Origin of the sequence: Microbacterium koreense (assembly GCF_042677105.1) — a bacterium.
GTDB classification, from domain to species: domain Bacteria; phylum Actinomycetota; class Actinomycetes; order Actinomycetales; family Microbacteriaceae; genus Microbacterium; species Microbacterium koreense.
Genome location: NZ_JBHTIM010000001.1, coordinates 1,902,183 through 1,915,604 on the forward strand (window position 1 = coordinate 1,902,183; position 13,422 = coordinate 1,915,604).

10 protein-coding genes are annotated in these 13,422 nt (G+C 67.6%); 6 read left to right on the forward strand and 4 right to left on the reverse strand.

Going from position 1 to position 13,422, the window contains the following annotated elements; all coding sequences use genetic code 11:
• Positions 1-142: 142 nt before the first annotated feature.
• Complete coding sequence (locus ACFQZV_RS08915) at positions 143-2,194, reverse strand: M3 family metallopeptidase (RefSeq protein ID WP_378752716.1); 2,052 nt, start codon at positions 2,192-2,194, stop codon at positions 143-145.
• A 92-nt stretch (positions 2,195-2,286) separates the two neighbouring features.
• Between ACFQZV_RS08915 and ACFQZV_RS08920 the strand changes: the two genes are divergently transcribed.
• The 3 genes from ACFQZV_RS08920 to ACFQZV_RS08930 are packed head-to-tail and all read left to right on the forward strand — an operon-like array spanning position 2,287 to position 4,450.
• Complete coding sequence (locus tag ACFQZV_RS08920; protein WP_378752714.1) at positions 2,287-2,913, forward strand: ArsR/SmtB family transcription factor; 627 nt, start codon at positions 2,287-2,289, stop codon at positions 2,911-2,913.
• Positions 2,910-3,104, forward strand: a complete 195-nt coding sequence (locus ACFQZV_RS08925; RefSeq protein WP_378752712.1) for a hypothetical protein — start codon at positions 2,910-2,912, stop codon at positions 3,102-3,104. Before ACFQZV_RS08920 ends, ACFQZV_RS08925 begins: the two co-directional genes overlap by 4 nt.
• Positions 3,101-4,450, forward strand: coding sequence for an MFS transporter (locus ACFQZV_RS08930; protein ID WP_378752710.1), 1,350 nt, complete (start codon positions 3,101-3,103; stop codon positions 4,448-4,450). Before ACFQZV_RS08925 ends, ACFQZV_RS08930 begins: the two co-directional genes overlap by 4 nt.
• Before the next feature lie 10 nt (positions 4,451-4,460).
• Here ACFQZV_RS08930 and ACFQZV_RS08935 read toward each other — a convergent pair whose 3' ends face one another.
• From ACFQZV_RS08935 to ACFQZV_RS08945, 3 genes are all read right to left on the reverse strand, one after another.
• Entirely contained in the window at positions 4,461-4,709 is a 249-nt protein-coding gene (locus ACFQZV_RS08935) for a hypothetical protein (RefSeq protein WP_378752708.1), read from the reverse strand.
• Positions 4,709-7,288, reverse strand: coding sequence for a valine--tRNA ligase (gene valS / locus ACFQZV_RS08940; RefSeq protein ID WP_378752706.1), 2,580 nt, complete (start codon positions 7,286-7,288; stop codon positions 4,709-4,711). The genes ACFQZV_RS08935 and valS overlap by 1 nt, the downstream gene beginning before the upstream one ends.
• Positions 7,289-7,355: 67 nt before the next feature.
• Positions 7,356-8,021, reverse strand: a complete 666-nt coding sequence (locus ACFQZV_RS08945; RefSeq protein ID WP_378752704.1) for a pentapeptide repeat-containing protein — start codon at positions 8,019-8,021, stop codon at positions 7,356-7,358.
• A gap of 271 nt (positions 8,022-8,292) precedes the next feature.
• Here ACFQZV_RS08945 and ileS point away from each other — a divergent pair, with 271 nt between their 5' ends.
• From ileS to ACFQZV_RS08960, 3 genes are read left to right on the forward strand one after another with little or no spacing between them, the layout of a single operon-like run.
• Positions 8,293-11,685 (forward strand): isoleucine--tRNA ligase, encoded by a 3,393-nt coding sequence (ileS, locus tag ACFQZV_RS08950; RefSeq protein ID WP_378752703.1) that lies wholly within the window; start codon positions 8,293-8,295, stop codon positions 11,683-11,685.
• Positions 11,678-13,030 (forward strand): bifunctional folylpolyglutamate synthase/dihydrofolate synthase, encoded by a 1,353-nt coding sequence (locus tag ACFQZV_RS08955; RefSeq protein ID WP_378752702.1) that lies wholly within the window; start codon positions 11,678-11,680, stop codon positions 13,028-13,030. The genes ileS and ACFQZV_RS08955 overlap by 8 nt, the downstream gene beginning before the upstream one ends.
• The gene (locus ACFQZV_RS08960; protein WP_378752701.1) at positions 13,027-13,419 is read left to right on the forward strand and encodes a DUF4233 domain-containing protein; all 393 of its coding nucleotides are present in this window, start codon (positions 13,027-13,029) and stop codon (positions 13,417-13,419) included. Before ACFQZV_RS08955 ends, ACFQZV_RS08960 begins: the two co-directional genes overlap by 4 nt.
• The last annotated feature ends 3 nt before the right edge of the window (positions 13,420-13,422 follow it).

Below are 13,422 nucleotides of genomic sequence, written 5' to 3' on the forward strand. Positions count from 1 at the left end.
CCGGGCGTCTCGACGTCGCACTAGTGTCGCTCTGCGCACTTCGCGGGAGCCGCACATCCCGTCGGCTCATCTGCCGCCTGTCGGTCCGGCAGATGAGCCGACGCTCAGCAGATGAGCCGAGCGGTGCGGCGCGGGACGCGGGTCAGTCCGTGAGGCCGCGGCGCTCGAGCAGCGGGCGGATGTCGGCATCCCGTCCACGGAAGTCGCGGTACGCCTCAAGCGGGTCCTTCGATCCGCCGACGCCGAGCAGCTTCTCGCGGAACCGATCCCCGTTGGCTCGCGTGAGTCCACCGTTCTCGCGGAACCACTCGACCGTGTCGGCGTCGAGGACCTCGCTCCAGATGTACGAGTAGTAGCCCGCGCTGTACCCACCGGCGAAGATGTGAGCGAAGTACGGCGACGAGTAGCGGGGCGGGACGACGGGGTTGTCGAGCCCGATGTCGGCCAGGGCTCGCGCCTCGAACTCGTCGATGTCCATCTCTTCGGCAGCTTCGGTCGGCGAGAGCACGTGCCAGGCCTGATCGATCCAGGCCGCAGCGAGGTACTCGCTCGTGCTGAAGCCCTCGTTGAACGTCCCGGACGCACGCAGGCGCTCGACAAGATCGCCGGGCAGCGGTTCGTCGGTATCGATGTGCCGCGCGTACGACGCCAGGATCTCGGGCCAATAGATCCACATCTCGTTCACCTGGCTGGGGAACTCGACGAAGTCTCGGCAGACGTTCGTCCCCGCGAAGTGCGGGTAGGAGACGGTCGCGAACAGGCCGTGCAGGGCGTGCCCGAACTCGTGGAAGAGGGTGGTGACCTCGTCGAGGGTGAGGAGGGTGGGGGTTCCTGTGGCGGGCTTGGAGACGTTCAGATTGTTGACGACGACGGGCTGGGTGCCGCGAAGCCGCGATTGTTCGACGAGGGAGTTCATCCAGGCGCCGCCGCGTTTGGTGTCGCGGGTGTACAGGTCGAGCAGGTACACGCCCAGCACCGAACGGTCGGCGTTGCGCACTTCGAATGCGCGGACGTCGGGGTGGTATCCCCGGATGTCGGGCCGCTCCTCGAACGTGATGCCGTACAGATCGGTCGCGGCGCGGAACACGCCGTCCTGAAGCACGCGTTCGGCTTCGAACCACGGGCGAAGGGCCGCGGTGTCGATGTCGTACTCGGCCTGTCGCAGCTTCTCGGTGTAGAAGGCCCAGTCGTGGGCCTCAAGGGTGAACGGGGCGTCGCCGTCGTCGATGATCCGCTGGAGGGCAGCCTGCTCGCGTCGCGCGTTGCGGGCGGCGGCAGGCGCGAGTTTGCGCAGTCGGGATTCGACGGCTTCTGCCGACCGGGCGGTCTCATCCGCCGTCGTGTATGCGGCGTGTGAGGCGAAGCCGAGCAACGCCGCACGCCGGGCACGCAGTCGCACGAGCTCGCGCAGGGTCATGGCGTTGTCGTGCTCGTTGCCGCGCCGGCCGCGCGAGCGGGACGCTTCCAAGATGCGACGACGCGATTCGCGGTCGGTGAGCGAGGAGAGGTACGGATGCCCGGTGAAAAGGGTGAGTGTGACGATCCACTTGCCGTCGAGCCCGCGGTCGGTCGCTGCTTGCGCTGCCGCGGAGAGTTCGCCGGCGGAGAGTCCGCTCAGTTCCTCCGCGGCATCGAATACGACGGCGTGGTCGTTGGTGTCGTTCAGGAGGTTCTTCTCGAACGCCGCCATGAGGGTGGAGATCCGCTGGTTGATCGCCGTCAGCTCGGCCTTCTGAGCGTCGTCGAGACCCGCTCCGGCGCGGGTCATCTCGAAGTAGTGGCGTTCGACGAGGTAGCGCTGCTCCGGATCGAGGTCGAGCGCATCGAGCTCGTCGTAGACGTGCTTGATCCGCGCGTAGAGGTCGCTGTCGAGCTGGATCGCGTCCTGGTGTGCGGAGAGCCGGGGCGCAAGCACCTGTTCGAGCTCCTGGATCTCGTCCGTCGAGTCCGCCCCGGCAACGGTGAAGAACGCACGCGCGACATCGCCGAGCAGCTTGCCGCTCTTTTCGAGGGGGATCATCGTGTTCTCGAAGGTCGCTGCCGAGGGTACGCGGGTGATGGCCGCGATCTCGGCCAGATGCTCGTCGAACGCCTGGTCGAACGCGGGCAGGTAGTGCTCGGCGCGGATCGCCGCGTAATCCGGGATGCCGAAGGGCGGCGTCGACGTAGTGAGGAGTGGGTTCTCGGATGCCATCTCCTCACCCTAAGCGGACACCACCCGAGGCGCAAAGAAGCATTTGCAAAGGTACGCTTGCAAAGAAACATTTGCATTGCTACGGTCGTGGCATGGATGACGAACAGAACGATCTCGCCGCCCGCGTCGAGGCGCGCCACAGCCGCGATCGGGTGCTCGACAGCGGTGCGCTGCGAGCGCTGGCGCATCCTCTCCGGGTGCGGATGTACGACATCCTCAGCACGTACGGCCCCCAGACCGCGAGCTCTCTGGCGGAGCGATTGGGGGAGTCGAGCGGCTCGACCAGCTACCACCTCAGGGCGCTGGCGAAACACGACCTGATCCGCGAGGTTCCCGACAAAGGCACCGGACGGGAGCGGTGGTGGGAGCGGCCGGACGGAGGTGTGTCGTTCGGTAGCCCCGAGACGATCACCTCCCCGGCGGGGCGCGCGGCCTCGCAAGTGGTCATGAGCGAGTTCCTCCGCAATCGCAACGACCAGTTGCTCGCGTTCGTCGGACACGGTCTCGATCGAATCGAAGAGTCGTGGCGCGACTCGTCACTCATCTCCACGGCAACGACATCTCTCACGCCGGAGCAGGCACGTGATCTCACGCTCAAGATCCAGGCCCTTGTGGACGAGACCGTCGATACCTACCGCCATCAGCAGGGCGATGATGTGCGGCGTGTCAGCATTCGCGCCGATGTCTTCCCGCTACCCGACCTCGGAGATCCGTCATGACCGGCGTCAGCATCACGATCACACCGTTCGAACGGAGCCTTCTCCGTGTTGCCTCGGCGTTGGAACGCACCGTGTCGCGCTCCGCGCGGCGACGCGTCGAACGTCGGCTGGTCCCGTCGACGTTGACCGCGCACGCCGATGATCGGGCTTTCGCCACCGCATCCGGTGGCCTCGGGCTCCTCCCGCGATGACGAACGTCGCCGCTTCGCGGATGCGGGCCGACACGCCCCTGTCGCGCGACTTCGGCAAGTTGTGGACCGCGGCAGCCTTCAGCAACCTCGCTGACGGTCTGGGGCGCACCGCGGTGCCGCTCATTGCCACGACGCTCACGCGTGACCCATTGGCGATCGCCGCGATCGGTGCACTTGCGTTCGTGCCGTGGCTGGTCTTCGGGATTCCTGCGGGCATCATCGTCGACCGCTTCGACCGACGGTGGATCATGGCGCTCGCCAACACGCTGCGGGGAGGGACCGCGCTGCTGCTCGCCGTTCTCACCGTCGCCGGTTCCCTCGATATCTGGTGGTTGCTGGGTGCGGTGCTCGTGTTCGGGGTCGGCGAGACGTTGTTCGACAACGCCACGAATGCCATCATCCCGACGCTGGTCGAACGTCGCTCGCTCGATCGCGCCAACGGATTCATGCAGGCCGCGCAGATCACGATCGACAGCTTCATCGCGACGCCCATCGCGGGAGTCCTGTTCGCCGTCTCGCTCGCGTTGCCGCTGTGGGTGGGTGCAGGGGGGTATGTCATCCCCATCGCTCTTGCTCTGCTCCTGCCCGTGGTCGCTGCCCGACCCCTGCGTGAGCCTGCCCCCGCACGCGCTCACCCGGCGGTCGGTGCGCGGCCGACCGCACCGGATGCGGCGACCGCGGCGGCATCCGGAGAACCGTTGGTCGCGGCAACCGTCGCCGGAGCGCCGCGGCCGCCTGGAGGCTCGTCCGCTCGTGAAGCGGCCGCCTACCTGTGGCGGCACCGCTTTCTGCGCGCGATGGTCCTGTACACATCGGTGCTGGGCAGCGCGTTCGCGTTCGCTCAAGCCCCGACGTTTCTGTACTTCCTCGACGAGCTGGGGGTCGTCCCCGCCGCCATCGGCGTGGTGACCGCGGTGATCGGCCTTGGGGCGCTCACCGGATCGCTCATCGCCGCACCACTGGTGGCACGGTTCGGAAGGGGCGCGATCATGCTGACCGGCACGGTTCTTGCCGGGGTGTCGCTCATCGGTGTCTGGCTCGCGCCCGAACTCATCACCGGCATGTTGGCCTACGCGCTGATGGCGTGTGCCATATCGATGTGGAACGTGCCCTGGGGTGCGCTTCGCCAGGCGATCGTCCCCGGCGCGCTCTTCGGACGCGTGCTCGGGATCATCCGGACCGTGACGTGGGGTCTGTTCCCCTTCGCGACGCTGTTGGGTGGGTTCGTGGCGCGCGCCGATCTGCGGCTGCCCTATGCGATCGCGGCGGTCGTGACTCTGGTCGCCACCGCGATCGCGGCGCGCCTCATGCTGCAGGCCTCACAGCACACCGAACCGCAGGAGTGAGGGGGACCGCTCAGGCGAACTCGTCGTCGGGCGCGCGGCCGACCTGCGGTTCGCCGTCCGCGCCGAGAGTGACGACCACACCGGTGTCGAGTTCGGCGATCGGGCGTCCCTCCAACCACGTGAGTGTCCATCGCGGGCGTGGTTGACCGAGATCATCCGTCGGGATCGCCTGATCCACTGATCGGATGCCACGGGCCAACGCCTCCGGCACGGCCCGCGGCGGCTCGTCTCCCGAGGTCCATCGTGTTCCGAGTTGCATCATGCCTCCTCAGCCGGCGCGAGTTCGACACCGGTCACCGAGAGCTCTGCCGCATCCGCGAAGGTGATCTCCGCGATGCGTCCGACTGCCTTGAGGTCACCCTCGGCGAGTCGGATGGCGGCGACGGATGCGGCATCCGCCGCGATCGTCAGCCGCTGCACGGGCGTCTTCTGCGAAGCCTTCGCCTCGGTCTTCGCGCGGCGGATGCCGATGAGCGCGGCACTCACAGTCGACAGGACCGCGGCATCGCCTTCGATTCCGAGAGGCGTCGGCCATTCGGCGGTATGCACGGAACCGTCGTTGAACCAGGACCATGCCTCTTCGGAGGCGAACGACAGCACCGGTGCGAACAGACGCAGCATCGTCGACAGCGCGGTGCGAAGCGCGAGTGCGGCCGAGGCCTGTCCGACGTCGGCGCGGTTGTACGCGCGTTCCTTCACGAGCTCGAGATAGTCGTCGCAGAACGCCCAGAAGAACGACTCGGTGAGCTCGAGGGCGCGTGCGTGGTCGTAGCGCTCGAACGCGGCGGTCGCGTCGCGCACCACGCCGTCGAGCGTGGTCAGCATCGATGCGTCGAGCGCGTGCGTGATGGTCGCGCCCTCGGGAACGGGGAACGACAGCACGAACTTCGAAGCATTGAGAAGCTTGATGGCGAGCCGGCGTCCGATCTTCACCTGGGTCGGGTTCTGCGGATCGAACGCGGCATCCGCTCCGAGTCGGCTCGATGCGGACCAGTAGCGCACCGCATCGGTGCCGTGAGCGTCGAGGATGTCGGCGGGGGTGACGACGTTCCCCTTCGACTTCGACATCTTCTTGCGATCGGGATCGACGATGAAGCCCGAAATCGCGGCGTCGGTCCACGGCGCGCGATCGTCCTCGAGAGCGCTGCGCAGCATCGTCGAGAAGAGCCAGGTACGGATGATGTCCTGGCCTTGCGGTCGCAGATCGAACGGGGCGACCAGATTCCACAGCTCGTCGTCACGCTGCCAGCCGCCGGCGAGCTGCGGGGTCAGCGACGACGTCGCCCACGTGTCGAAGATGTCGCGCTCACCCTCGAAACCGCCGGGCACGCCGCGCTGGTCGGCCGTGTACCCCGGCGGGACGTCCGTCGTCGGATCGACGGGGAGGGCGGAGAGATCCGGCGTGATGACGCGATCGTAGATCCGCTCACCGTTCTCGTCGAGTGGGTACCACACCGGGATCGGAACGCCGAAGAAGCGCTGTCGCGAGACGAGCCAGTCGCCCGTGAGCCCGCCGACCCAGTTCTCGTACCGCACCCGCATGAAGTCGGGGTGCCAGTTCATCTCCTGGCCGAGCGCGATGAGGCGCTCGCGCAGTACTTCGTCGCGCGCGCCGTTTCGCACGTACCACTGGCGGGTCGACACGATCTCGAGCGGGCGATCGCCCTTCTCGAAGAACTTCACGGCGTGCGTGAAGGGCTTGGGATCGCCCTCGAGCTCGCCGGAGGCACGGAGCAGCTCGACGACGGCCTTCTTCGCGCTGAACACCGTCTTGCCGGCGAGCTCGGCATACGCCGATTTCGCGGATTCCGTGACGATCACGTCCGGTGCTTCGGCGATGACTCGGCCGTCCTGACCGAGAATCGTGCGGTTGGGGAGGTCGAGTTCCCGCCACCACACGACGTCGGTGACATCGCCGAAGGTGCAGATCATCGCGATGCCGGACCCCTTGTCAGGCTGAGCGAGTGGATGTGCGAGAACGGGGACCTCGACGTCGAACAGGGGCGTGCGCACCGTCGTGCCGAACAGGGGCTGGTAACGCTCGTCGCCGGGGTGGGCGACGAGGGCGACGCAGGCCGGCAGCAGCTCGGGACGCGTCGTCTCGATGTGCACGTCGCCGGTGCCATCGGTCTTGTGGAACGCCACGCGGTGGTACGCCGCCGGCTGGTCCCGGTCTTCGAGTTCGGCCTGAGCGATCGCCGAACGGAAGTCGATGTCCCACAGGGTCGGCGCGAGTGCCTGGTAGGCCTCACCGCGTTCGAGGTTGCGCAGGAACGCCGACTGGCTCGTGCGCATGGTGTCGTCGGAGATGGTGCGGTAGGTCTGCGTCCAATCGACGCTGAGTCCGAGCTGACGGAAGAGTGACTCGAAGTGCTTCTCATCTTCGAGCGTCAGACTCTCGCACAGCTCGATGAAGTTGCGACGACTGATCGCGACCTGGTCGGCGGGCTTGAGGCTCTTGGCGTCGCCCTGGAACGGAGGTACGAATTCGGCGTCGTACGGAAGCGACGGATCGCACCGCACGCCGTAGTAGTTCTGCACGCGCCGTTCGGTCGGCAAGCCGTTGTCGTCCCACCCCATCGGGTAGAACACCGTCTTGCCGCGCATGCGCTCGAACCGCACGCGGACGTCGGTGTGCGTGTAGCTGAACACGTGACCGATGTGCAGCGACCCCGACGCCGTCGGCGGGGGCGTGTCCACTGAATAGACCCCGGCGCGGCCGACCGCGGCGGCACGCAGGCGGTCGAACAGGTACGTGCCCTGGTCGTGCCACGCGGCATCCCACCTTTCTTCGAGACCTTCGAGGGCGGGCTTCTCGGGGATTCGGGCGTCGGCCATGGCGGGTCTCCTCGTGCGTATGTGCGGCACTGTGTGAGCGTGCCTGAGTGTGGGGTGCGGGCCGATTCTACCGTTCGCCCGCGACGTGCACGCCCAGGCTGGTCGCGAACGCGCGCGCGTGGAAGTCCACTTGGCGCTCGCTCATCGTGACACCGCGAACCGCCGTCGGGTCGGTGATGGACAACACCTCCAGGCCGCGGAGGTCGACGTTTTCGGCGGACAGCCCCCGCGTATCCAGCTCGTCGGCGCGGGAGTCGGAGAACGCCGCACGGCGCAGTGTGGCACCGGGGACATCGAGGGTCGTGAAGGTGCAGTCTGTGATCAGGAGGTCTTCGACGCGTGACCTGCCGAGCGCGAGGTAGTCGATGCGGATGCCGCGGAGCTCCACTTCATCGAGTTCCGCCGCCGAGAGGTCGAGGGTGCCGATGCGGCCACCGGTGATCCGGACGCGACGCCATCGCGATTCACGCGCGGTGATCGTGGTCGCGCGCAGGTGCTCGATGTCGACGTCGATGAGCGTCGCGCCGGTGAGGGACCACGCGTCGGTGGCCGCACCGGCGATGCGGCACTCGGTGATGACGGCGTGGTCGGCATCCGTCTCGCTCTCGAGCGCATCGAAGCGGCGCTGAAAGTGCTCGGTTCTGGCACGGATTCGTCCGCCGCCCGAGAGGATGTCGGGCAGGTCTGGCTCCGAGAGGCGGGGCGGCGCCGGGTGCTCGGTTCGACGAATCATGCCACCGACGCTACCCCGCGCCCGCGTACGGGCAGCCCGGCCGACACGGGGTACAGCCCGGCCGACACGGGGGTACACTGGGCGGCAGCAGCATCGATCCGGACATCACCGGGGAGCTCCCGGAAGAACAGGGCCTCGGCCCCCACTAGACCCGGGCGGGGCAGGCCCGTCACAGCCGCAGTGAGAGAGGCCGACAACGGCAACGCGGGGTGGTACCGCGGCTTCGAGAGGAGTCGTCCCTGCAGGATGCATCGATACCTGCAGGAGTGACATGACTTACCCTCGCCCTTCTCACACGGGTGCCTCGTTCGGACCCGTCGTGCCGAGCCCGCGCTTTCCGGAGATCGAGCGCGAGACGCTCGACCAGTGGCGCGAGGACGACACTTTCCGCGCGTCGATCGAGAACCGGGACGGTGCGCCGGAGTGGGTGTTCTACGACGGTCCGCCGTTCGCCAACGGACTTCCGCACTACGGACACCTCTTGACGGGCTACGCAAAGGACCTCTTCCCGCGGTTCCAGACGATGCGGGGCAAGAAGGTCGACCGCGTGTTCGGATGGGACACGCACGGGCTTCCCGCAGAACTCGAGGCGATGAAGCAGCTCGGCCTGACGGAGAAGAGCGAGATCGAGGCCATGGGCATCGACGTCTTCAACGCGAAGGCGCGCGAGTCGGTGCTGGCCTACACCCGCGAATGGCAGGACTATGTCACTCGCCAAGCGCGCTGGGTGGACTTCGAGAACGGGTACAAGACCCTCGACACCGGGTACATGGAGTCGGTCCTGTGGGCATTCCAGACCCTGTATGACAAGGGGCTGGCCTATGAGGGATACCGGGTGTTGCCCTACTGCTGGCGCGACGAGACACCGCTGTCGACGCACGAGCTGCGCATGGATGACGACGTCTACCAGATGCGCCAGGATCCGTCGGTCACCGTGACGTTCCCCCTCGTCGGGGAGAAGGCCGAGGTGCTGGGTCTGACCGGCGTCCGTGCCCTCGCGTGGACGACGACACCCTGGACACTGCCGACCAACCTCGCTCTCGCGGTCGGTCCCGAGATCGTCTATGCCGTCGTGCCGGGCGGTCCGAACGGCGCGGCAGACGTGCCCGACGGCGATGACACCGCCTCGGCGACCGCCCACCGCTACCTGCTGGCGCGCGAACTCATCGGTGGATACGCCAAGGACCTCGGTTACGACGGCGCCGAGGAGGCACTTGCCGCCATCGAATCCACGGTTATGGGCGCGGAGCTCGCCGACGTGCACTACGACCGCCTGTTCGACCACTACGCCGACGCCGAGAGGTATGGCACCGAACGGGCATGGCGGATCCTCGTCGACGACTACGTGTCGACCGGAGACGGCACCGGCATCGTGCACCAGGCGCCGGCCTACGGCGAGGACGACCAGCGTGTCACCGAAGCCGCCGGCATCCCGCTCATCATGAGCCTTGACGACGGTGGCCGCTTCCTTCCTGCGGTCACCGAGGTGGCGGGTGAACTGTGGATGGATGCCAACCGGCCGCTCATCCGCCTCCTCCGCGCCGACGGACGTCTGTTGCGTGAGGCCAGTTACGAGCACTCCTATCCGCACTGCTGGCGCTGCCGCAACCCCCTGATCTATCGAGCGGTGTCGAGCTGGTTCATCCGCGTCACCGACATCAAGGACCGCCTGCTCGCGAACAACGAGCAGATCACCTGGGTGCCCGAGAACGTCAAGCACGGGCAGTTCGGCAAATGGCTCGAGGGCGCGCGCGACTGGTCGGTGAGCCGCAACCGGTATTGGGGATCTCCGATCCCGGTCTGGAAGAGCGACGACCCCGAGTACCCGCGGGTGGACGTCTACGGTTCGCTCGCCGACATCGAGCGCGATTTCGGGCGCCTGCCGCGAAACGCCGACGGCGAAGTCGACCTCCACCGTCCGTTCATCGACGAGCTGACCCGCCCGAATCCGGACGACCCGACCGGCCGCAGCACGATGCGGCGGATCGAGGACGTCTTCGACGTCTGGTTCGATTCCGGCTCGATGCCGTACGCGCAGGTGCATTATCCGTTCGAGAACCGCGAGTGGTTCGACACGCACGCGCCGGCCGACTTCATCGTGGAGTACATCGGTCAGACGCGGGGCTGGTTCTACGTCATGCACGTGCTCTCCACGGCGCTCTTCGACCGCCCCGCCTTCACAGGGGTCTCGTGTCACGGCATCGTGCTCGGCAACGACGGGTACAAGATGTCGAAATCCCTGGGCAACTACCCCGCCGTGTCCGAAGTGTTCGATCGTGACGGGTCGGATGCGATGCGTTGGTTCCTGATGGGATCCTCGGTCCTCAGAGGCGGCAACCTCATCGTCACCGAAGAGGGGATCCGCGCCGGCGTGCGGGAGTTCCTGCTTCCGCTCTGGAACGCGTGGTACTTCTTCGCGACGTACGCCAACGCCGCGGGAGGCCCGGGGGGTACCGGGTATGAGGCCGTCTGGCGCACCGACTCGACCAACGTGCTCGACCGGTACATCCTCGCGCTCACGGCTGATCTCGTGCGCGGCGTCGCCGACGACCTCGAAGGGCTCGACTCGACGAGTGCCGCAGCGAAGCTGCGCGAGTTCGGTGAGGCCCTCACCAACTGGTACATCCGTCGGTCGCGCGACAGGTTCTGGGTCGGTGTCTCAGACGATCAGACCAGTCGCGAGGCGTTCGACACGCTGTATACGGTGCTCGAGACCTTGACCCGCGTCGCTGCCCCGTTGATCCCGCTCGTCGCCGAACGTGTGTGGCAGGGACTCACCGGTGGTCGTAGCGTGCACCTGCAGGACTGGCCGGACGCCGATGCGTTCGCTCCCGCGACCGACATCCGTCGGGCGATGGACGCGGTGCGCGAGGTGTCGAGCGTCGCGAACGCGCTGCGCAAGAAGGAAGGCAAGCGCGTGCGGCTGCCCCTGCCGCTGCTCACGGTGGTTGTTCCGGATGCCGCGGGCCTCGCGCAATTCGACGACATCCTGCGCGACGAGCTCAACGTCAAGGCGATCGAGCTCGTCGAGCTCGAAGAGGGCGCCGCAGCCGACTTCGGCGTCACCCACCGTCTCTCGGTGAATGCACGCGCAGCCGGCCCGCGGCTCGGACGCGAGGTGCAGCGCGCGATCCAGGCAGCCAAGTCCGGCGACTGGAGCGAGTCGGACGGCGTCGTGACCGCGGGCGGCCTCGCGCTGCAGGCGGGGGAGTACGAGCTCGTTCTCGAGACCACCGGGCGACCCGACGGCGAAGCGCTCGCGTTGCTCGCAGACGGCGGTTTCGTGCTGCTGGACACGACGACGACACCCGCGCTCGAAGCAGAAGGACTTGCGCGTGACATCATTCGCGCCGTCCAAGACACGCGCAAGGCGGCAGGGTTCGAGGTGAGCGACCGCATCCGTCTCGAGGTCATCTTCGCGGACCGCGCGGACGGCGAAGCCTTCGCGCAGGCGTTCGAGACCGCCGACGTCGCGGGCGAGACCCTCGCCCTGGCCCATGCCGTGTTCGTCGCGGGCGAGGATGATGAGCTCGAGGAACTTCTGATCGAATGGAGGCCGGGCGCCGCGATCGAGCACACTGCCGTCGTGCCGGCCGGAACCTACGCGAACAGGGGCGACGTCCGTATCCTCGTCGGCCGCATGAGGGGAGCCTCCGATGAGTGATCGCAGTCGTGCCGAAGCCGTCTACGCGCACCTTCTCACGCGTCAGGGTGAGCGCTGGGTCGAGCCCCGGGTGGATCGGACCGCTCGGTTGCTCGAGCTCTTGGACGACCCTCAGAGGACGTATCGCGTCGTGCACCTGACGGGGACGAACGGCAAGACCTCGACGGCCCGCATCATCGAGAGCCTGCTGCGTGCCTACGGCTTGCGCACGGGGCTGTTCACGAGTCCGCATCTGGTGCGGTTCACCGAGCGGATCATGATCGACGGCGAGCCGATCGGCGATGCCGCGATCGCCGACGCGTGGGACGAGATCGAGCCCTTCGTCGGGATCGTGGATGCCGAGTTGGAGAGCAAGGGCGATGCGCCGCTGACGTTCTTCGAGCTGCTGACGGTCCTCGCCTTCGTCGCGGCGGCGGATGCTCCCGTCGACGTCCTCGTCCTCGAGGTGGGGATGGGCGGCGCCTGGGACTCCACCAACACCGCCGACGGCGATGTCGCGGTGTTCGCTCCCATCGATGTGGATCACGTCGATCGCCTGGGCCAGACAGTCGCCGACATCGCGGCGGTGAAGGCGGGAATCATCAAGAAGGATGCGGCGGTCGTCTCGGCGCGGCAGCAACCGGCGGCCGGTGTCGTGTTGCAGGCTGCGGCCGCGGCCAAGGAGGCTTCACTCGCTTTCGAGGGTGGAGACTTCGCGCTCACGGCGCAACGCCTCGCTGTTGGCGGCCAACTCATCTCGGTGCGCGGACTCGCGGGACAGTACGACGACGTCTATCTGCCGTTGTACGGCGCGCATCAAGGGCAGAACGCCGCCCTGGCGGTCGCTGCCGTCGAGGCGCTCGTGGGTGGCGGCACACAACCGATCGCGTCGGACATCGTCTCGGAGGGGCTCGGCGAGGTCACCTCGCCCGGGCGCCTCCAGCTGGTCGGCATCGAACCGACGGTGCTCGTCGATGCCGCACACAATCCGCACGGGGCACGCGCCCTCGCCGCGGCGCTGGGGGAGTCGTTCGACTTCGACGAATGGGGTGTCGTGCTCGGCGTGCTCGACGACAAGGACGCGGCGGGTATCGTCGCGGAGCTCGCCCCGGCGGCCACGCATGTGTTCGCCACGGCGCCCCAATCCGATCGCGCCAGCGACGCAGAAGAGGTCGCCGATCTCGCTGAGACTGCCGGCACGCGCGTCACGGTGCATCCGGACGTCGCCGCAGCGGCAGAGGCCGCTCGGGAGTGGGCGGCCGGTTCGGCACGCCGTGCGGTGGTGATCGCGGGTTCTGTCGTGCTCGCCGGAGAGGCCCTCGCGCTCGCGGAGATCGAGGACTGGAAATCGGGGTGGGAGGCGTGACCGCTGAGGCAGCCCGCCCGCGCCGTCGCCGGGGTGCCGCGGAGTCTCTGGCATCCATCGTCCTCGCCTTCGAGTCGGTGGTCGCGTTCCTCGGCGGGCTGGTCATCTACGGTCTGCGTGCGCTGCCGGACGGAGTCGAGCCGTGGTGGGGCATCGTGGCAGGCACGATCGTCGCGGTGCTGATGATCGCCGCGGGGCGATTCGTCCGCTACCGCTGGGGCATCGTGTTGGGGTGGGTGCTCCAACTGGTGGTCGCGCTCGGGGCATTCCTCGTGCCGGCTCTTGCCGTCGTCGCGCTCGTTTTCGGCGGCATGTACGCATATGCGACGATCAAGGGAGCGGCGCTGGATCGGCGCAACGCCCGACTCGCCGCATCCGAAGACTCGTGAACA

Excerpts from the sequence above, each read along its gene's own strand:
- ACFQZV_RS08915 (WP_378752716.1), bottom strand. The coding sequence starts at position 2,194 with ATGGCATCCGAGAACCCACTCCTCACTACGTCGACGCCGCCCTTCGGC.
- ACFQZV_RS08920 (WP_378752714.1), top strand. The coding sequence starts at position 2,287 with ATGGATGACGAACAGAACGATCTCGCCGCCCGCGTCGAGGCGCGCCAC.
- ACFQZV_RS08925 (WP_378752712.1), top strand. The coding sequence starts at position 2,910 with ATGACCGGCGTCAGCATCACGATCACACCGTTCGAACGGAGCCTTCTC.
- ACFQZV_RS08930 (WP_378752710.1), top strand. The coding sequence starts at position 3,101 with ATGACGAACGTCGCCGCTTCGCGGATGCGGGCCGACACGCCCCTGTCG.
- ACFQZV_RS08935 (WP_378752708.1), bottom strand. The coding sequence starts at position 4,709 with ATGCAACTCGGAACACGATGGACCTCGGGAGACGAGCCGCCGCGGGCC.
- valS (WP_378752706.1), bottom strand. The coding sequence starts at position 7,288 with ATGGCCGACGCCCGAATCCCCGAGAAGCCCGCCCTCGAAGGTCTCGAA.
- ACFQZV_RS08945 (WP_378752704.1), bottom strand. The coding sequence starts at position 8,021 with ATGATTCGTCGAACCGAGCACCCGGCGCCGCCCCGCCTCTCGGAGCCA.
- ileS (WP_378752703.1), top strand. The coding sequence starts at position 8,293 with ATGACTTACCCTCGCCCTTCTCACACGGGTGCCTCGTTCGGACCCGTC.
- ACFQZV_RS08955 (WP_378752702.1), top strand. The coding sequence starts at position 11,678 with ATGAGTGATCGCAGTCGTGCCGAAGCCGTCTACGCGCACCTTCTCACG.